Source organism: Agrobacterium sp. fls2-241-TYG-188a (genome assembly GCF_030209845.1).
The window spans coordinates 311,359-330,323 of the sequence record NZ_JARVRD010000003.1 but is presented as its reverse complement, the minus strand read 5'-3'; the positions used below and the strand labels follow the sequence as shown (position 1 = coordinate 330,323).

The following is an 18,965-nucleotide window of genomic DNA, read 5'->3' as shown; positions in this document are numbered from 1 at the left end:
AATGCCGAAAGTGAATGAGCCTTGACTGAATTTCTTGAAATACTGCCTTTGACCAAGGATGCATTTGCGCCATTCGGTGATGTTCTGGAAGACGATCCGACCAGCTTGCGAATGATCAATGGCGGCAATACGGAGCGGTTTCACGCGCTCGCAACAGCAGAGGCGACGGGGGAGGAAGCCCGCATCGTTCTCAACAAGTTCCGAGGCAAGCCGCGGTCTTTCCCCTATGCCGTGGACATGATGGAGCGGCATCCGCTCGGGAGCCAGAGTTTTACGCCGCTGTCCGGCAACCCGTTTCTTGTGGTGGTGGCGGAAGACCGGGATGGCGCGCCGGGCAAGCCCCTTGTCTTTCTGGCGCGAGCCGATCAAGGCGTGAACTACCGTCGCAATGTCTGGCACCACCCGCTGATGGCGATTGGGTCCATGAGCGATTTTCTGGTGGTGGATCGTGACGGACCGGGCAACAATCTCGAGGAGTTCTTTTTCGTGCAGCCTTATCTCATCGCGGAGCCCAATCCATGACCGGCCTTACCACCCATGTTCTCGATGCCGCACACGGTACACCCGCGCAGGGGTTGAAGATCGATCTTTACCGCCTTGACGGGGATCATCGCGAAAAGCTGAAATCGGTCGAAACCAACAGCGATGGCCGCGTCGATGGCGGGCCGTTGCTGATTGGTGAGGACTTCAAGGCGGGTCAGTATGAGCTCGTGTTCCACGCCGGAGATTACTTGAGAACCAAGGGCCTCGTTCTGCCGGAGCCCGCCTTTCTCGATATTATCCCCATCCGTTTCGGGATAGCCGACGAGCAGGGGCATTATCACGTTCCGCTGCTTCTCTCGCCCTATAGCTACTCCACCTATCGCGGAAGCTGAGCGCATGATTTTTGCCGCCATCGCCGACATTCACGGAAATCATGCGGCACTTGAAGCCGTTCTGAAAGATATAGAGACACTCGGCATAGCAGATATCGTCAATCTGGGCGATTGCTTCAGCGGTCCGCTGGAAGCGGGTCGCACCGCCGACATACTTGTTTCGCGAGATATCGCCACCGTGCGCGGCAATCACGACCGCGCCCTGATCGACCGGCCTTTTGAGATGATGGGAGACTGGGAGCGGCCTGCGCATATGCAGCTGTCGTCCGATCATTTCAGCTGGCTACAGGCGCTGCCCTTCGATCTCGTTTTCAAGGATGTCGCCTATTGTTGCCATGGCTCGCCGAGAGACGATCTGGATTACTGGCTGGAGACCCTTCATCCGGACGGGTTTCTCCATTTGCGTCCCTTGCCGGAAATCGAGGCATTTGCTGCCGATATCAATCAGCCGCTAATGCTGTGTGGCCATACGCACATCGCCCGCACCGTGCAACTGTCCGACGGCCGTCTCATCGTCAACCCCGGCAGTGTCGGCTGTCCGGGCTGGAAGGATGATGAACCCTTCTACCATCAGGTTGAAGCCGGCCATCCGCTGGCAAGCTATGCCGTTCTGGAAGACACGCCGTATGGCTGGCAGGTCTCGTTCCGGCAGGTTCGCTATGACAGTGCCGCCATGGGAGAGCTGGCGCGCGCCAACGGAATGCCGCGCCTGGGCAAGGCCATCGCCAGCGGCTGGCTGGGTTAGCCTTCGCTTGACATGACCACGCAGGAATAGGAATTCGCCTTCAGATCCTTGCAGGCGGAAAGGGCAGCCGCCTGGCTGTCGAAGCCCGTAAAGCGGGCGCGGTAAAGCGTGGCGGATCCGCTTTTCACCGCTTCCGTGTAGGGCGCGATGCCGGAGTAATCGGAAGAAATCGTCGGGCGGGCATTGCGAAGCAGCGAGAGAGCGGCGGCCTGACTATCGGCTGCGGCAATCTGCACTTCCCAGGTGCTGCGTTCAGAGTTGGTTGCGCGAACCGCTGATGTCTTGATCATGTCAGGAATGACGGGTGCGGGGGAGGCGGAGGCGATCTGCATGGCCACCGGATCTTTCCGCTGTGCAAACATGGGCAGGGGTACGCTTGCGGGCTTCACTTCGAAGGTACGGCTCGTGCTAGCACTTGCAATCAACTGTCGGCTCTCATTTCCTCGGGATGCCTTGGGCAAAGTCCGGTCGAGGAGGGATACCATCTGGTTATCGCGGCTGCGGGATGTCCTGCCACCCAGCACGACACTGACGACGCTGCGGCCATTGTGATTGACGGCGCTGACAAGATTGAAGCCGGATGCGTTGGTGTAACCTGTCTTGATGCCATCGACTCCCTGATAGCGGCTCAACAGCCTGTTGTGACCGTTGATCGTCTTGCCACGAAACTTGAAGGACCGAGTGGCAAAGAGTTTGTATTCCTCGGGAAAGTCGCGCTGAAGCGCAAGACCGAGTTTGGCCATGTCACGCGCCGTTGTAACCTGCGCCTTGTTTGGCAGGCCAGATGCATTTCTAAAGACCGTGCTGGTCATGCCCAGGTGGCGGGCCTTGCGCGTCATCATCTGAGCAAATTTCGCCTGGGAGCCGCCAAGATGGTCGCCCATGCCTTCCGCCATGTCATTGGCCGACTTGACGATCATGCCGTAAACCGCTTCGCGAACCGTAAAAGTCGTGCCGGCTTTCACCCATAGCTTGGAGGGGATCACCGCTGCCGCGCGTCTGGACATCGTCACGCGCTGGTTCCATGTCAGGCGTCCGTCATGCAAAGCCTCGAACGTCAGATAGAGCGTCATCATTTTCGTCAGCGATGCGGGGTAGTTCTTCGTGTCTGCATTTTCGGCAGCAAGGACCTTGCCGGTGTTTGCGTCCATTACGAAATGTGCGTAGCCCGCCTGCGCCTCGGCGGCGTCGAACGAGAGGATCGCGCAGAAGAATGCCGCAGCCAGAAAATGCGCTCCGGTCATACCTCGTCTGATCGTTCTCAACATGAATTCACCCCTTGTCCGTCCATTCGCCGTTGCCAAAACTACTGAAACTTTCAGGCAACAAAACCACTCAAACTTTAAAGACCGCTTTCATCCTTAATTAAGTATGAAAATCGACCCCCATTGGTGGCGGGTAAATTTCTTGAAAAGAAACGGACGCCCCGTGCGGCTCCTGATAAACGGACTGATGCAATAAGGGCGAAGATCCGCGCCCTCTCTCGCGCCGGAACATGGCCGGCTTTCAGCCGAAACCTCCCTGTTCACAAGGGGTTTCGGCCATCTGCGTTCAGCGATTTCCTGCCTGAAAAAGAGAGGGCGGCCTGCACTTGGCTATCGTCATGACGACACCGGTGAGGGGCCCACATCACTGCCCTGACGGCAAAACGCGAGGCCAGTTTCCATGCGCCGATCTCACAGGATTGTGAGGGCTGGATCGCTCTCGCGCGGCGCCAAAAAGGGTAAGTGACCGTCACTGAACCAGGATGCTGCGATCCACATCGGTCAGAAGACGCTTGCCGCACAGAGCCATGGTGATGTCCATTTCCTTGCGGATGATCTCCAGCGCCGTCGTGACGCCATTCTTTCCATCTGCGCCGAGGCCATAGAGGAAGGGGCGTCCGATGTAGGTGCCTTTGGCGCCGAGGGCGATGGCTTTGAGGACGTCTTGTCCGGAGCGAATGCCGCCATCCATATGGACTTCGATCTTGTCGCCGACGGCATCGACGATCTTCGGCAGGATCGCGATGGATGAAAGCGCGCCATCCAGCTGACGACCGCCGTGGTTGGATACGATGATTGCATCCGCACCGGTGTTGGCCGCAGCGATTGCGTCTTCCTCATCGAGAATACCTTTCAGGATGAGTTTGCCGCCCCAGCGTTCCTTGATCCACTCTACATCTTTCCAGGAAAGGCGCGGGTCGAACTGTTCTGCGGTCCAGGATGAGAGCGACGAGAGGTCCGACACGTTCTTGGCGTGGCCGACAATGTTGCCGAAGCTGCGGCGCTTCGTCCGCAACATATCCAGGCACCATTGCGGCCTCGTCGCCATCTGCCAGATATGTTTGGGCGTAAATTTCGGCGGTGCAGACAGCCCGTTTCGCAAATCCTTGTGGCGCTGCCCGAGAATCTGGAGATCAAGCGTCAGTACCAGAGCGGAGCATCCGGTAGCCTTGGCGCGGTCGATCAGATTGTTGACGAAATCGCGGTCCTTCATCACATAAAGCTGGAACCAGAAGGGCCGGGAGGTCACGGAAGCGACGTCCTCGATAGAGCAGATGCTCATGGTCGACAGGGTAAAAGGCACGCCAAATTCTTCTGCGGCCTTCGCGGCCAGCATCTCACCATCGGCGTGCTGCATACCGGTGAGCCCGGTCGGCGACAACGCGACTGGCATCGAGACTTTCTCACCGATCATCTCGGTGGCAAGCGACCTGTCGGTCATGTCTACCAGCACCCGCTGGCGCAATTTTATCTTGGAAAAATCGTCTTCATTGGCGCGATATGTGCTCTCGGTCCAGGCACCGCTATCGGCGTAATCGAAGAACATTTTGGGCACGCGGCGCTGGGCACGCAATTTGAGATCAGCGATGGTAAGCGTTTTGGCCATGAATTGAACTTTCACATCTGAATGATAATCGCATAGCACGAAGTTGCGGGCGAATGGTACTGAAATTGATCGAGATGAGATGTCTGGAGAGGGTTTTTGAGGCGCGTTGCCGTTAGCAGCGATTGCGTCGCGAATGTTTCGCCCGTCGCCGTAACATTGGAAAATCTGCCGACGTAAAACAGGGTGGAAGACAGCGACGGGACGGATTTTATGACGAATATCGATATTGGTTTTCTGGCGGCAATTACCGTGACTTTCGTTCTGGCGGGTGTCGTCAAGGGCGTGACCGGCATGGGGCTGCCGACCGTGGCCATGGGTCTGCTCGGCCTTTTCATGCCGCCCGTTGCAGCGGCGGGCCTTTTGCTTCTGCCGTCCTTCGTGACAAATATCTGGCAACTTTGCGCCGGTCCGGATTTTCGCGGAATTCTGCTCCGACTCTGGCCGATGATGGCCGCTATCGTTGTCGGAACACAAATCGGCATTCAACTGCTGACGGGTGGGGCGGCTGGTTGGACGACGTCGGCGCTCGGCGCGGCACTTTTCATCTATGCCGCCTATAGCCTGATGGCGCGGCCACTTGTCGTGCCCCTGCACTTGATGAGGTTTCTATCGCCGCTGATCGGTCTCGTGACCGGGCTTCTCACCGGTGCCACCGGCGTCTTCGTGATGCCAGCCGTTCCCTATATCCAGTCCATGGGGTTTGATCGCGATATGCTGGTGCAGGCTCTCGGTCTTTCATTTACGGTTTCAACCGTGGCCCTCGCGCTCGGTCTGGCGTCCCAGGCCGCCCTGCAGATCCACGATCTGGGGCTTTCGACACTCGCCATAGTGCCAGCACTCCTTGGTATGTGGCTTGGCCAATGGGTCCGCCAGTTCGTCAGCCCGGCGAGATTCAGACGATGGTTCCTAATGTGCCTGCTGGCTTTAGGCACGGAGCTGATCGCAAGACCATTCTGGAACTGATGCCCATAAAGCTGCGGGCGCCAGAGGCGCCCGCAAAGTCGATTTCTGGTCGGGATGGATCAGAATTCTTCCCAGGTGTTCTGCGCAACCGCCGCCGCCGAGCTGCCCCCGAAGGCGCCAGCAATCTTCTGGCTCAGTGCGCGGGCCGGAGACGGTGCTGGCTTTGAAGCGGCTGACGCCGATCTGACAGGTGCCGCTGCCGCTGGCGCTGATGGCATTGTGCGGCCCGCTACCGCGGCGTCACCCAGCTTGAAGCGTGACAGCAACTGGTTCAACGATGCCGCTTCCTTGGCAAGGCTGTGGCTGGCCGCTGTCGACTGCTCGACCATGGCGGCGTTCTGCTGCGTGCCCTGATCCATGGTGTTAACGGCGGTGTTGATTTCCTGAAGGCCGACCGACTGTTCGCGCGACGATTCAACGATCGCGTGGATATGACGGTTGATTTCCTGCACTTCGGAAACAATGACTTCAAGCGCACGACCAGTTTCACCGACAAGCTCCACGCCGGAGCGAACATGTTCGCCGGAAGTGGTGATCAATGCCTTGATTTCCTTAGCGGCCTTGGCCGAACGCTGCGCCAGTTCGCGCACTTCCTGGGCAACGACGGCAAAGCCCTTGCCAGCTTCACCGGCACGTGCAGCTTCAACACCGGCGTTCAAGGCGAGCAGGTTGGTCTGGAAGGCAATTTCATCGATGACGCTGATGATGTTGGTGATCTCGCCCGAGGAGCGCTCGATTTCATTCATGGCAGTCACGGCCTGACGCACGACGTCGCCGGACTTTTCCGCACCCTGACGGGCCTTGGAAACCAAATGTCCGACTTCTTCGGCGCGACGGCTGGAATCCTTCACCGTGGTAGTGATTTCTTCCAGAGCAGCTGCGGTTTCCTCGACGGATGCGGCCTGCTGTTCTGTGCGCTTGGAAAGATCGTCTGCAGCAGAGCGGATCTCGTTTGCGCCGGCATCGATGCCACGGGCATTCTGGTCAACCGCGCGCAGCGCGCTGTTGAGGTTGCCGACGGAATCGTTGAAGTTGTTGCGCAACGTATCGAGATGGCTGACAAAGGGAGTGTTGATGCGGCAGGTGACGTCGCCATCGGCAAGGCGACCAAGGCCTTCAGCCAGCCGATCCACGGCAAACTGCGTATCCGCCGCATCCTTCGCCTTTTGGGCTTCGCGCTCGTTGCGCTCCTTCTCGGACAGGTTACGCGTTGCGGCCGCTTCACTTTCCAGACGTGCGCGTTCCAGTTGGTTATCGCGGAAGACGGAGACAGCCTTTGCCATCTGACCCACTTCGTCGCGGCGATGCTGTCCTTCCACCGGTGCCGTCGCGTTGCCCTGGGCAAGCGAAATCATGCGCTCCCGCAGCGCCGAAATCGGCGTCGTGATCCCCTTGGCTGCAACGATGAGCGCAGCGATGATGCCGAGCGCGAATGTAAGGCCGATGACCAGCAACGAGTTGAAGATCGTCGAATCGGTCTGTGCGGTCAGTTCGTCGCTTTTTGCGTCGACACCTTTTATGATCCTGTCGAGAAACGCGGCATTGTCCGACGCCAGCGGAATGACTAGCGCGTCGACTTTTGCGAGCAGGGCTTTCGCCTCATCATCCTTTTCCGCTTGCGCCAGTTCGACACTGCGATCCGTCAGGGCTACGATTTCTTTTGCCCTTGTCATCAAGGGATCGATATTTTTAGCTTCTTCAGGCAGCAACGCCTTAACTTTCTCAAGGCGCTCAAAGAGCTTTGTTCTGCTATCCTTGTAATAATCCAATGCTTTCGCGATTGCAGGATCGTTGATTGAATAGACCATCATCTGATAGGCGCCATAGGCGGTCGCCGCCAGATTGCGGTTTGCTCTTGCGATTTCGATGCTCGCCTTTATTTCCTTGGCGAGGAAATCCGAGTAATCAGTATCCCCTTGTTTGTACCTGCTGGAAACGAAGGCAGTGGCTGCCAACCCGACGATACATAGGGGTATAATCAAGGTCAGTATTTTCGTGCGTATGCTCGCATTTTCTAAAAACGACATTCGTCCTCGCTTTGAGGTTCTAGCCGAAACACGAGGCGTCCGAAGGGGTGGCCGGGGAGGGCGGCGGATTCAATCACTTCGAAGCAAAAAAGCTCGGTACGGGGGATTTATTTGCATGACAGTGCGAGCATGCCGTCATGGCGCTCAAGACTAAAGCTGTCGAGCGGAAACTATTTAGGTACTATTTAAATATACTTAAAATTATCTGCATGTTTTAGCTACGAGAATATCGATAAATTCGAATATTAAATTATGCTTTTTAGAGGTTTCCCGGCAATATAAGTTTCTTCTACTGTTCTGTCGTCGCCCATTGTCAGCATCAGAAACAGTTCTTCTGTCAGGCTGGTGACAACTTCCATTTTCAGCGCCATGGCGGGAGTGGAGGCGGCGTTGAGAACTGCGATATCCGCATCCGTTCCTGGCTCCAGCGTGCCGATGCGATCAACCATGGACAGCGCCTCGGCATTGCCGCGGGTCATCATGTACCAGCTTTCCAGCGGGTTCAGACGCTCACCCAGCAACTGCTGGATTTTGTAGGCCTCATCCATGGTGCGCAGCATGGAATAGCTTGAGCCACCGCCAATATCTGTGGCGACAGCGATGCGGACCGGCTTTTCGCGGCGCTGCAGCTTTTTCATCGGGAAAAGACCGGAGCCGAGGAACAGGTTGGAGGTGGGGCAGTGGACGGCCACGGCGCCTGTTTCGGACAGGACATCCGCTTCACGGTCCGAAAGGTGGATGGCGTGGCCAAAAAGCGTCTTCTTGCCCATCAGGCCATAGCGCACATAGATATCCGTATAGTCGATCGCATCCGGGTAGAGCTCGCAGGTGTATTTGATCTCGTCCATATTTTCGGAAAGATGCGTCTGGATGAACAGGTCCGGAAACTCCTGCGCCAGCGCCTGTGTCGCTTCCATCTGTTGCGGCGTGGAGGTGATGGCAAAGCGCGGCGTGATGGCGACGTGGTTGCGGCCCTTGCCGTGCCAGTCGGCGATCACCTGCCGGGTCTCGTCATAGCCCAGTTGCGGCGTATCCAGCAGACCCTGCGGGGCGTTGCGGTCCATCATCACCTTGCCGCCAACCATCAGCATGTTGCGTTTCATGGCCTCGGCAAAGAATGCATCGGCAGATGTCTTGTGAACGGAGCAATAGGCTACGGCCGTCGTGGTGCCATGGCGGATGAGTTCATCGTAAAAATGCGTGGCGATACGCTCGGCATGGGCGCTTTCGACAAACCGGCATTCCTCTGGGAAAGTGTAAGTATCGAGCCATTCAAGGAGATTTGCGGCATAGGAACCGATGACCTGCATTTGCGGGAAATGCAGATGCATGTCGATCAGCCCTGGCACGATGAGATGCGGGCGGTAGTCTTTTTCCTCGACATCGTCTGGCGCCTTGGCGCGGATGTCCGCATAGTCGCCGATAGCGCTGATCCTGCCGTCTTCGATCAGCAGGCCCCCGTCTTCCACATAGAGATAGCTGGCCGTATCAGAGATGGAGTGCGGTGCGCGGTTGAAGCTTAGCAGGCGTCCGCGCAGCAGGAGCATGGTCATTCCGTTTTTCCTTGGGACAGGGCGCTCTCGTACCAGGCAGTCAGCACCTTGCGTTCTTGCGGCGTAATCGCCGTGATGTTGCCGGGGGGCATGGCATGGCTACGGCCTGCCTGTAAATAGATTTCCCGCGCATGGGCTGCAATCTGTGCATCCGTTTCCAGTTTCACCCCCTTCGGTGTGAAGGGAACGCCTTCCCAGACTGGTTCTGCGGCGTGGCACATGGAGCATCGGCCCTGCACCACGTCGCGCGCAGATGCAAAATGCACGTCGCTTGCGAAACGCTGCTGTATCGGCGAGAGCGTCGCGGCTTTTTCTTCCTGCTCGCCGGTCAGTATTTTCGGAACGGTAGAGAGCCACATGATCACAAGAAAGATCAGCGCCGTGACCAGCCATGTCCAGGTGGGTTTGCCTTTGCGGGCATGGGTGGTGTTGAACCAGTGGCGGATCGTCACGCCCATCAGGAAGACAAGTGCGGCGATGATCCAGTTGAACTGGGTGGCAAAGGCCAGCGGATAATGGTTCGACAACATGAAGAAGATGACGGGCAGCGTCAGGTAGTTGTTGTGCAGGGAACGCTGCTTGGCGATGCGTCCGTATTTCGAATCTGGCGTGCGCCCGGCGATGAGGTCCGCGACAACGATCTTCTGGTTGGGAATGATGATCATGAAGACATTCGCCGACATGATGGTAGCGGTAAACGCGCCCAGATGCAGGAACGCAGCGCGTCCCGTAAACACCTGCGTGTAACCCCAGGCCATCGCCACAAGCGCGATGTAAAGAACCGCCATCAGGCCCCAGGTGTTGTTGCCGATGGGTGATTTGCACAGAAGGTCATAAAACACCCAGCCAACAGCGAGCGATGCCAGCGACAGACAGATGGCCTGAAACTGCGTCAGTTCCAGCACGGAATGATCGATGAGGAACAGATCCGCGCCGCCATAATAGACGATACAGAGCATCGCAAAGCCGGAAAGCCAAGTGGCATAGCTCTCCCATTTGAACCATGTCAGATGTTCCGGCATCTGCGCGGGCGCCACCAGATATTTCTGGATGTGGTAGAAGCCACCGCCGTGGACCTGCCACTCTTCGCCATAGGCACCGGCCGGCAGATGTGCGCGTTTGACCAAACCGAGATCGAGCGCGATGAAGTAGAAGGAGGAGCCGATCCAGGCAATCGCTGTTATCACGTGCAGCCAGCGGACGGCAAGGGCCATCCATTCCCACGCAATGGCATATTCGTACATTATGTTCCCCTGACGTTGCACCGCACTGTGCGAGAATTTTGGGCGTTAGAAAAGAGGCAACAGCGCTTTGTACGCAGGATTGTCACATAAGGACTGTGGATCACGGCTCCGGCGGGAACTCCTCCAGCATCCAGTCGCGAAACGCCTTGATCTTTGGAATGTTTCGACGGCTTTCCTGGTAGACCAGCCAATAGTCGCGGCCATCATTGCAGACGAGATCGAAGGGCTGAACCATGCGACCGGCGGCGATGTCCTCGGCGAAATGGGCCGGATTGACGATCGCCACGCCATGACCGGCCATGGCCGCCTGTGCCTCGAGATTTTGAAAACCGAAACTGCTGCCGGTGCGCGTGTCGAGCTCCGAGGCGTCCACCCCGGCTTCCCTAAACCAGTGTTTCCACCAGACATCATTCGGGCTGATGATCGTCAGTTTCAGGAGGTCGGCGGGTGTCTTCAGCGGACCATGTTTTTCCAGCAGCAGCGGGCTGACGACCGGCGCAAAATCCAGCCGCATGATGCGGTGGCCGATCAGGCCCGGCCAGTCGCCCTTGCCCCAGCGTATGCCGACATCGACATTGTCGCGGGCGAAATCGACGATGTCGTTGGAGAGCGCCAGATGCACCGCGATCTTTGGGTGCCGCGCCTGAAACACGCCGAGCCTGCGCGCAAGCCATTGCTGCGCGAATGTGGGGGTGGGGGAAACGATGAGGACATCTCCCGTTCCTGTCCTTGCCTCCGCGATGGCGGTCTCCAGGATCGAAAAGGCCGTATTGGCCTGTTGCGACAGTCGCTCACCCACCGATGTCAACGTGACCTGCCGCGGCTTGCGCACGAACAGGGCCGCACCGATGAAGTCCTCAAGCAGTTTGATCTGGTAGCTGACCGCCGTCTGCGTCATGCCCAGCTCTTCGCCAGCCTTGGTAAAGCTCAGGTGACGGGCTGCACTTTCCAGCACGCGAAGGGCGTTCAGGGGAACGTTGCGTGACATCTTCATGAATCTCTCTTTATCCATAGCGTCGAAAGTTTCATTGGTTTTTCCCGGAAATCAGGTGCATTTCTCTCTCATAGCATCAAAAAAGCTCAGGAGAAATCAAATGCGTACAGTCGCTTTCAGCGTCTGGTCAGCCCTGTTTGCGCGCCTGCGGACAATCCAAATGCCACTGCCGGGACCAGACCGGCCCACCGTGTTGCTGCCCAGTGAGGCGACGCTTCAGGTCAAGCGCGATCTTGGCTTGCTGGATGGTCGTGGCCAAAGGGGGCGGGAGCAGCCTCGCCAAAGCGATGAATTGCGTGAAGCACTTCGCTTGCCACCAAGGATGCTATGACCTGCGGGCGTTTGTCCTTCACGATGCTGCCGCCAATTGGCAGGATGAGGCGCTCGATCGTCGAGGGCGGCGCACCCTCGCGGCTCAGCCAGTGCGCGAAGGTTGCGCGTTTGGTTTGTGAGCCGATCATCCCGACATAGGCCAGGTCTTGTCGCGCCAAAGCCTCGCGCGCAATCAGGAAGTCCAGTGCGTGATCATGTGTGACGATCACCACCGATCCACCCGACGGAATGGTTTTGACCAGGGCTTCCGGCATAGCAGCCAGATGCGATGTGACGCTTTCCGGAAGTCCAGCCAGTTCATCCCGTCGCGTTTCAACGACGGTCACGGCGAGGGGCAGAAGCGCCATGGCTCGCGCCAGAGCCCTTCCGACATGGCCTGCGCCAAAGAGGAACACAGCGGGGTAGGCGTCCTCCTCACTTTGCCAGCGATTTTTCAAGTCGTCAGCGATGGCTGGCGTGACTTTGGAAAATCTGATCAGCGTTCTGCCACCGCAGCACTGCCCGATTTCCGGACCCAGAGCGATATCCAGGCTGTCAATCGCTGTCGTGCCTGCCAGCATGGCGCGCGCATGGTCGATTGCCATATATTCAAACTGCCCGCCGCCGATCGTCTGCCAGATATGATCCCGCGAAACGAGCATAAAAGTTCCGGCCTGTCGTGGCGCGGAACCCTTTACGGACGCGATTTCTATGAGGATGACGGAATCATTCCCCTGTAGAAAGGCGCTGAGCGTGGTGTCGGCAATCGTCATGCTTTCACACCCGCTTCAGCCGCTCCACCGCCATCAACACCCTCTCAGGCGTCGCAGGTGCGTCCAGCCTCGGGCAGACCTTGTAATCCGCAACGCTGGCCACGGCCATGGAGAGCGCCTCCAGCACCGAGATTGCCAGCATGAAGGGCGGTTCGCCCACGGCCTTGGACCGCCCGATGGTCGGTTCTGCATTTTCGGCCCATTCCGCCAGCCTCACATCGAAGATCTTCGGACGGTCGGAGGCCAGTGGTATCTTGTAGGTGGAGGGCGCGTGCGTGCGCAGCCGCCCCTTCGCATCCCACCACAATTCCTCGGTCGTCAGCCAGCCCATGCCCTGAATGAAGCCGCCTTCCACCTGTCCAATGTCGATTGCCGGGTTCAGCGATTTGCCGACATCGTGGAGAATATCGGTGCGCTCCATCATATATTCGCCGGTCAGCGTATCGATGGAAACCTCCGACACGGAGGCGCCATAGGCGAAATAATAGAAGGGCGTGCCTTTGCCAGCGTTGCGGTCCCAGTGGATTTTCGGCGTCTTGTAAAAGCCTGCGGCGGAAAGCTGGACGCGCGCGAAATAGGCCTGCTTGATGAAATCGTCAAAGGCGATTTCCTCCGTTCCCACGCGAATGCGGTTCGGCAGGAATGTGACGTCACCTTCGCCGACATTCCATTTTTCCATGGCGAATTTGACCAGCCGCTCCTTGATCTGGCGTGCCGCATCATAGGCTGCCATGCCGTTCAGGTCCGTGCCGGAAGAGGCGGCTGTTGCGGATGTGTTCGGCACCTTGCCTGTGGTTGTGGCGGTAATCTTGACGCGGCCGATATCCACCTGAAACGCGTCGGCAATGACCTGCGCCACCTTGGTGTAAAGGCCCTGGCCCATCTCCGTGCCGCCATGGTTCAGGTGAATGGAGCCATCATTATAGACATGCACCAGCGCCCCCGCCTGGTTAAAGGCCGTCATGGTGAAGGAAATGCCGAATTTCACCGGCGTCAACGCAATGCCCTTGCGGATGACGGGGCTTGTCCTGTTGAATTCGATGATTGCCTGGCGTCTCGCCTGATAGTCGCTGGACGTCTCCAGCTCCTCCACGATACGGGCGATGATGTTGTCCTCCACCTCCTGATGGTAGGGGGTGGTGGTACGGCCCGAGTCCTTCTGGCCGTAGAAGTTCAGCTTGCGGATTTCGAGCGGGTCCTTGCCCACGGCATAGGCTATTTCCTCGATTAAACGCTCTGCCCCGAGCATTCCCTGCGGCCCGCCGAAGCCACGAAAGGCCGTGTTGGAAACGGTGTGCGTTTTCAAGGGCTTCGACTGAAGCTTTACATGCGGGTAGAAATAGCTGGAATCCGCATGGAACAGAGCGCGGTCCGTCACCGGGCCGGAAAGGTCGGAGGAATAACCGCAGCGGGCGGCATAGGTGGCGTCGACTGCGTGAATGCGGCCTTCCTCATCGAAGCCCACCTCGTAATCCACGCGGAAATCGTGGCGCTTGCCTGTAGCGGTCATGTCCTCGTCTCGGTCGGGTCGCATCTTGACGGCCCGATTGAGCTTCTTGGCGGCGATGGCGCAAAGCGCTGCAAACTGGTTGCCCTGCGTTTCCTTGCCGCCGAAACCGCCACCCATTCGCCTGACCTGCACGGTCACGGCATTGGAGGGCACCTGCATGATATGGCTGACGATGTGCTGGATTTCGCTCGGGTGCTGCGTGGAACTCCACACAGTGACCTCGTCATCTTCGCCCGGCACGGCCATGGCAATGTGGCCTTCCAGATAGAAGTGCTCCTGACCACCGATCCGCATGGAGCCGGTCAGGCGGCGCGGCGCGACATCCATCTCCAGTGCCGCATCGCCACGCTGCAGGACCATGCCCGGTGTAACCAGCGGCTCGCCGTTCTCCATGGCCGTGTCTATGTCGGTCCAGTGGGGCAGATCCTTGTAGGTAATCTTGGCCTTGCGTGCTGCCTTGCGGGCAATGTCACGGTTTTCGGCGAAGACGGCAAAGATCGGTTGGCCGTGAAATTCCACCAGCGTTTCCGCCAGCAATGGTTCGTCGTGACGACCGCCGGATGACACATCGTTTTCGCCGGGCACGTCCTTGCCCGTCATGACCCACACAACCCCCGGTGTGGCCTCGACGTCGGAGAGATCCATGGCCACGATTTCTGCATGGGCACGGTCCGCCATGCCGATGGCACCGTGGATCATGCCCGCAGGTTCGGGAATATCGTCAATATATTCGGCACTTCCGGTTACATGCTTATGCGCTGAATCATGTCGCAACGAGCCATGCATCTTGCCATCAACGGCTGTTTTTTCGGATTTGAATGTTGTTGTGTCCATGGCTCACACCTCCGCCAGCGCGAAGCGTTGCAACTCCTGGCCTTGCCCGGATGTCTCGAGAAAGAAGCGGGTCAGCAGGTTCTTTGCGGTCAGCAGCCGATATTCGGCTGTGGCACGCCAGTCCGTCAGCGGCTGGAAATCCTCATCGATGGCATCGCGGGCTGCTTCGATGGTGTCAGTGTTCCACGCCTTGCCCATCAAGGCCTGTTCCAGACGGTTGGCCCGTTTCGGCGTTGCGGCCATGCCGCCAAAGGCGATGCGGATGTCGTCAACGGTGCCGGTTGGCCCCAGTTGCAGATGATAGGCGGCGCAGAGTGCCGAGATATCCTCATCCCGCCGTTTGGAAATCTTGTAGACCGCAAAGTGGCTGTCCTGCGCCGGGAACGGCACGAAGATCTTCTCCACGAATTCGCCCGCGAAGCGGTCCTGCTTGCCGTAATCGACAAAGAATGTCTCGAGCGGCATGGAGCGGGTGCCTGATGTCGAGCGCAGGGTCAAGGTGGCGCCAAGCGAGATCAGGGCAGGGGGCGTATCGCCGATGGGGGAGCCATTGGCGATGTTGCCGCCAATTGTCCCCATATTGCGCACCTGCTGGCCACCGATACGATCAATCAGGCGACCGAAAGCGGGTACATGCTTTGCAAGAACGGTGAACGCCTGGGCGTAAGTCACGCCGGCGCCTATGGAAATGCCGTTTTCTTCCACCGCAATGGATTGCAGCTCGCTCAGGTGATTGATGAAGATGACAGGGTTTAACGCCCGCATCTGTTTCGTTACCCACAGGCCCACATCTGTGGAGCCGGCCACGATGGTTGCCTTTGGTTCTGCACCATAGGCGGCGGTAAATTCCGTGAGATTACCGGGAATGATGGTGCGACAGCCGTTGCTGCTGACGACAATGGTCTCATTTAGCGGAATGGCCCACAGACGCGACATGATGCTGGCGCGGTCGCGCTCTATGGGGTCGAACAGCGTGCTTGGCTTTGCGGCCGTAACGCTTTCTGCGGCGCGGATGATCGGCTCATAACCGGTGCAGCGACAGAGATTGCCCTGCAAGGCCTTTTCGATATCGGCCCGTGACGGCTTGTCGCTGGTCAGCCACAGGCCATAGAGCGACATGACGAAACCCGGTGTGCAGAAACCGCATTGCGATCCGTGAAAATCCACCATGGCCTGCTGAACGGGGTGCAGCACGCCATCCTTGCCCGCCAGATGCTCGATGGTCACGATATGGGTGCCGTGCAGGGAGCCCACGAAACGAATGCAGGCATTGACGGTCTCATAGCGCAAGGATCCGTCCACCAGCCGCCCGATCAGCACCGTGCAGGCGCCACAGTCGCCTTCGGCGCAGCCTTCCTTGGTGCCGGTCAGTCTTTTTCGCAGCCTCAGATAATCGAGCAGCGTGTCGGTTGGACCAAAGTCGTTGAGCGATACACTCTCATTGTTGAGGATGAAGCTGATTGCGTCTTTCATGCCGTGCCTTCGTATGCGTTATTGTTATTGGGCCGTCCAGCCGCCGTCTATCGAGATGTGTGTTCCGGTGATCTGACTGGCCGCATCACTGGCCAGAAAAATGGCCGTTGCCGCGACATCATCGACCTTCACGAATTCCTTCGTCGCCTGCAGCCGTAACAGAACATCGTTCTTGACCTCTTCCTCGCTGATACCGCGTGTTCTGGCGGTGTCGGGAATCTGCTTTTCCACGAGCGAGGTCAGCACATAGCCGGGGCAGATGGCATTCACGGTTATACCGCTCTGCGCAAGTTCCAGTGCGGCGGATTTCGTCAGCCCGATGATACCATGTTTTGCCGCGACATAGGCAGATTTGTAGGGTGAGGCGACAAGCCCGTGGGCCGAGGCAATATTGATGATGCGTCCCTTCCCGGCGGCTTTCATCAAAGGGATGACCGCGCGCATGGTGTGAAAGGAACTGGTAAGATTGATGGCGATGATCTGATTCCATTTTTCCGGCGGAAATTCATCGACCGGCGCGACATGCTGTACGCCCGCATTGTTGACGAGAATGTCCACCGATCCGAGCTTTTCATGGGTTACCTTGACCAGATCGGCAATCTCGTCCGGTCTGGTCATGTCGGCGGGGTGGTAAAGAATGCGAGTGCCGCTTTCCGCTTCCATCAGAAGACGCGTGTCTTCAATCTGGTGTTCGTCGCCGAAACCATTCAGCATCACGTTGCAGCCGTCATTGGCGAAAGCCTGCGCTATTGCCAGGCCGATGCCGCTGGTCGAGCCTGTTACGATGACTGTCCGATGCATGCGTTCCCCTTTTTATATAACGTTGCAACGATTTACATCAGGTTATGCTTAAACCGGGGGAGGTGGCAATCGGATTTCACGGGGCTGATGACAACGGCGTGGCTTGACATTGCAGGCCGCGCATATTGTGTTGCGCGACATTGATTTGCGGGAGGCATGCATGGGCGGTTATATTCTCGCCATCGATCAGGGTACGACATCGACACGGGCCATCATCTTCGATGGGTCGATGCAGGTTGCGGGTACGGCCCAGAAGGAATTTCGCCAGATTTTCCCGGACTCCGGCTGGGTGGAGCATGATCCGGAGGAAATCTGGGAAAGCGTTGTCTGGTCAATCAGGCAGGCGCTGGAAAAGGCTGGTTTGAAGGCTTCCGACATTGCCGCCATCGGCATCACCAATCAGCGCGAGACGACGCTTTTATGGGAGCGGGAGACCGGCAAGCCGCTGCACAACGCCATTGTCTGGCAGGATCGGCGCACCGCCAAGCTTTGCGAAAAGCTGAAGAAGGACGGCCATGAAAAGGTTTTCGCCAAGAAGACCGGCCTGCTGCTAGACCCCTATTTTTCCGGCACCAAGCTTTCCTGGCTGCTGTCAAAGGTCAAGGGCGCGCGCAAGCGTGCGGAGAAGGGCGAGCTGTGTTTCGGCACCGTCGATACCTTTCTGATCTGGCGCCTGACCGGCGGCAAGTCCTTCGTGACAGACGCCACCAATGCGTCGCGAACGCTGATGTTCAACATTGAAAAGAACGTCTGGGACAAGCAGCTGCTCGAAATTCTCGATGTTCCCTCATCCGTCCTTCCTCAGGTTCTGGATTGCGCAGCAGAGTTCGGTGTTGCCGACGAGGAACTCTTCGGTGCCCCAATCCCGATTCTCGGCGTTGCGGGAGACCAGCACGCAGCCGTGATCGGGCAGGCATGTTTTGAACCGGGCATGCTGAAATCCACCTATGGCACTGGCTGCTTTGCCCTTCTCAATACCGGCGAAGACATGGTGCGTTCCAAGAACCGGCTTTTGACGACCATCGCCTATCGGCTGGACGGCAAGACGATCTACGCGCTTGAGGGCTCCATCTTCGTGGCTGGCGCTGCGGTGCAGTGGCTGCGCGATGGTTTGAAGGTCATCGGTTCGGCATCGGAAACCGGTGCTCTGGCCGAAAAGGCCGATCCGGCTCAGGATGTCTACCTCGTGCCTGCCTTTGTCGGTCTTGGCGCACCCTGGTGGGATGCGGAGGCGAGAGGCGCAATGTTCGGCCTCACACGCGGCACGGGTCCCGCGGAATTTGCGCGTGCGGCGCTGGAAGCCGTCTGCTACCAGACCGGCGACCTGCTGGATGCCATGCACAAGGATTGGAAAAACGCCAATGGCGATACCGTGCTGCGCGTCGATGGCGGCATGGTGGCATCCGACTGGACCATGCAGCGCCTGTCAGACCTTATCGATGCGCCTGTCGATCGGCCAGTGATACTGGAAACGACGGCGCTGGGCGCAGCCTGGCTGGCGGGCAGCAAGGCCGGTGTCTGGCCGGATATGAAGGCGTTCTCCGACGCCTGGTCACGGGATCGCCGGTTTGAACCGCAGATGGACGATGAAACGCGCGAACGGAAGATCAAGGGCTGGAAAAAGGCCGTCCAGCGGACATTGAGCAACGCGTGATCCCTGGGCCGCTCGGCATTGTCTGGCCTTCTGGAACGGAAATGCCGGCGGCCAGATCACCAAGTCGCAAGACCCCGGGAAGGCGGGTCTGAGGTGCGCACCTGCCTTGCCGCCAACACCAATTCTTAATGAGTTGGGCTGTAAATTCGGCAATTGAATTAAATCGGCGCAAGTGCCGTTTCATTCCGATTGAGGTTCGCCCGGCGCGGTCCGAGCCTGCTGCGGCTGCGCAATGTCGGCGCAACGCGAACAAGAGGCTGGTAACCAGGCGATGTTGAAGGGTGTTTCTGCGCTGGTGACGGATCGATTTTCTCACTTTGCAGCCTTGTGGCCAAA

The 18,965-nt window shown here is 58.2% G+C and carries 15 protein-coding genes; 5 read left to right on the top strand and 10 right to left on the bottom strand.

The annotated features are described in order from the left end of the window. The first annotated feature begins 21 nt into the window (after positions 1 to 21). Genes QRN85_RS15570 through QRN85_RS15560 form a run of 3 tightly spaced genes read left to right on the top strand, consistent with a single transcriptional unit; the run spans position 22 to position 1,620 of the window. Positions 22 to 522, top strand: coding sequence for an ureidoglycolate lyase (locus tag QRN85_RS15570; RefSeq protein WP_284759195.1), 501 nt, complete (start codon positions 22 to 24; stop codon positions 520 to 522). Next, positions 519 to 875, top strand: coding sequence for a hydroxyisourate hydrolase (uraH, locus tag QRN85_RS15565; RefSeq protein ID WP_113171211.1), 357 nt, complete (start codon positions 519 to 521; stop codon positions 873 to 875). The genes QRN85_RS15570 and uraH overlap by 4 nt, the downstream gene beginning before the upstream one ends. Positions 876 to 879: 4 nt before the next feature. Beyond that, positions 880 to 1,620, top strand: a complete 741-nt coding sequence (locus QRN85_RS15560; RefSeq protein ID WP_284759193.1) for a metallophosphoesterase family protein — start codon at positions 880 to 882, stop codon at positions 1,618 to 1,620. Here the strand turns inward: QRN85_RS15560 and QRN85_RS15555 are convergent. Both QRN85_RS15555 and QRN85_RS15550 read right to left on the bottom strand, forming a co-directional pair. Further along, positions 1,617 to 2,888 (bottom strand): D-alanyl-D-alanine carboxypeptidase, encoded by a 1,272-nt coding sequence (locus QRN85_RS15555; RefSeq protein WP_284759192.1) that lies wholly within the window; start codon positions 2,886 to 2,888, stop codon positions 1,617 to 1,619. The two genes, QRN85_RS15560 and QRN85_RS15555, sit on opposite strands and share 4 nt — an antisense overlap. Before the next feature lie 466 nt (positions 2,889 to 3,354). After that, positions 3,355 to 4,491, bottom strand: coding sequence for an alpha-hydroxy acid oxidase (locus tag QRN85_RS15550; protein WP_284759191.1), 1,137 nt, complete (start codon positions 4,489 to 4,491; stop codon positions 3,355 to 3,357). Positions 4,492 to 4,701: 210 nt separating this feature from the next. On the opposite strand from QRN85_RS15550, the gene QRN85_RS15545 reads away from it, so the two are divergent. Further along, a complete protein-coding gene (locus QRN85_RS15545) occupies positions 4,702 to 5,454 on the top strand; it encodes a sulfite exporter TauE/SafE family protein (protein WP_284759190.1) in 753 nt (250 codons plus the stop codon). Positions 5,455 to 5,513: 59 nt separating this feature from the next. Here QRN85_RS15545 and QRN85_RS15540 read toward each other — a convergent pair whose 3' ends face one another. The 8 genes from QRN85_RS15540 to QRN85_RS15505 form a co-directional block, all read right to left on the bottom strand. Then, on the bottom strand, positions 5,514 to 7,481 hold the full coding sequence (locus QRN85_RS15540; protein WP_284759189.1) for a methyl-accepting chemotaxis protein: 1,968 nt from the start codon (positions 7,479 to 7,481) through the stop codon (positions 5,514 to 5,516). Between the two features lie 245 nt (positions 7,482 to 7,726). Then, positions 7,727 to 9,034, bottom strand: coding sequence for a guanine deaminase (gene guaD, locus QRN85_RS15535; RefSeq protein WP_284759187.1), 1,308 nt, complete (start codon positions 9,032 to 9,034; stop codon positions 7,727 to 7,729). After that, the gene (puuD, locus tag QRN85_RS15530; protein WP_284759186.1) at positions 9,031 to 10,278 is read right to left on the bottom strand and encodes a urate hydroxylase PuuD; all 1,248 of its coding nucleotides are present in this window, start codon (positions 10,276 to 10,278) and stop codon (positions 9,031 to 9,033) included. Before puuD ends, guaD begins: the two co-directional genes overlap by 4 nt. Positions 10,279 to 10,378: 100 nt before the next feature. After that, positions 10,379 to 11,272 carry a transcriptional regulator GcvA gene (gene gcvA, locus QRN85_RS15525; RefSeq protein WP_284759185.1) on the bottom strand — a complete coding sequence of 298 codons (894 nt, stop codon included), beginning with the start codon at positions 11,270 to 11,272 and terminating at the stop codon, positions 10,379 to 10,381. 221 nt (positions 11,273 to 11,493) lie between these two features. Next, the gene (gene xdhC / locus QRN85_RS15520; RefSeq protein ID WP_284759184.1) at positions 11,494 to 12,357 is read right to left on the bottom strand and encodes a xanthine dehydrogenase accessory protein XdhC; all 864 of its coding nucleotides are present in this window, start codon (positions 12,355 to 12,357) and stop codon (positions 11,494 to 11,496) included. 4 nt (positions 12,358 to 12,361) lie between these two features. Then, positions 12,362 to 14,701 (bottom strand): xanthine dehydrogenase molybdopterin binding subunit, encoded by a 2,340-nt coding sequence (gene xdhB / locus QRN85_RS15515; protein WP_284759183.1) that lies wholly within the window; start codon positions 14,699 to 14,701, stop codon positions 12,362 to 12,364. A 3-nt stretch (positions 14,702 to 14,704) separates the two neighbouring features. Continuing rightward, positions 14,705 to 16,174 carry a xanthine dehydrogenase small subunit gene (gene xdhA, locus QRN85_RS15510; protein ID WP_284759182.1) on the bottom strand — a complete coding sequence of 490 codons (1,470 nt, stop codon included), beginning with the start codon at positions 16,172 to 16,174 and terminating at the stop codon, positions 14,705 to 14,707. A gap of 24 nt (positions 16,175 to 16,198) precedes the next feature. Further along, complete coding sequence (locus QRN85_RS15505) at positions 16,199 to 16,975, bottom strand: 3-hydroxybutyrate dehydrogenase (protein ID WP_284759181.1); 777 nt, start codon at positions 16,973 to 16,975, stop codon at positions 16,199 to 16,201. A 160-nt stretch (positions 16,976 to 17,135) separates the two neighbouring features. Here QRN85_RS15505 and glpK point away from each other — a divergent pair, with 160 nt between their 5' ends. Beyond that, entirely contained in the window at positions 17,136 to 18,629 is a 1,494-nt protein-coding gene (gene glpK, locus QRN85_RS15500; RefSeq protein WP_284759180.1) for a glycerol kinase GlpK, read from the top strand. Positions 18,630 to 18,965: the final 336 nt, after the last annotated feature.

Excerpts from the sequence above, each read along its gene's own strand:
- QRN85_RS15505 (WP_284759181.1), bottom strand. The coding sequence starts at position 16,975 with ATGCATCGGACAGTCATCGTAACAGGCTCGACCAGCGGCATCGGCCTG.
- puuD (WP_284759186.1), bottom strand. The coding sequence starts at position 10,278 with ATGTACGAATATGCCATTGCGTGGGAATGGATGGCCCTTGCCGTCCGC.
- xdhC (WP_284759184.1), bottom strand. The coding sequence starts at position 12,357 with ATGACGATTGCCGACACCACGCTCAGCGCCTTTCTACAGGGGAATGAT.
- QRN85_RS15540 (WP_284759189.1), bottom strand. The coding sequence starts at position 7,481 with ATGTCGTTTTTAGAAAATGCGAGCATACGCACGAAAATACTGACCTTG.
- QRN85_RS15560 (WP_284759193.1), top strand. The coding sequence starts at position 880 with ATGATTTTTGCCGCCATCGCCGACATTCACGGAAATCATGCGGCACTT.
- glpK (WP_284759180.1), top strand. The coding sequence starts at position 17,136 with ATGGGCGGTTATATTCTCGCCATCGATCAGGGTACGACATCGACACGG.
- QRN85_RS15545 (WP_284759190.1), top strand. The coding sequence starts at position 4,702 with ATGACGAATATCGATATTGGTTTTCTGGCGGCAATTACCGTGACTTTC.
- QRN85_RS15555 (WP_284759192.1), bottom strand. The coding sequence starts at position 2,888 with ATGTTGAGAACGATCAGACGAGGTATGACCGGAGCGCATTTTCTGGCT.
- QRN85_RS15550 (WP_284759191.1), bottom strand. The coding sequence starts at position 4,491 with ATGGCCAAAACGCTTACCATCGCTGATCTCAAATTGCGTGCCCAGCGC.
- xdhA (WP_284759182.1), bottom strand. The coding sequence starts at position 16,174 with ATGAAAGACGCAATCAGCTTCATCCTCAACAATGAGAGTGTATCGCTC.
- gcvA (WP_284759185.1), bottom strand. The coding sequence starts at position 11,272 with ATGAAGATGTCACGCAACGTTCCCCTGAACGCCCTTCGCGTGCTGGAA.
- uraH (WP_113171211.1), top strand. The coding sequence starts at position 519 with ATGACCGGCCTTACCACCCATGTTCTCGATGCCGCACACGGTACACCC.
- guaD (WP_284759187.1), bottom strand. The coding sequence starts at position 9,034 with ATGACCATGCTCCTGCTGCGCGGACGCCTGCTAAGCTTCAACCGCGCA.
- xdhB (WP_284759183.1), bottom strand. The coding sequence starts at position 14,701 with ATGGACACAACAACATTCAAATCCGAAAAAACAGCCGTTGATGGCAAG.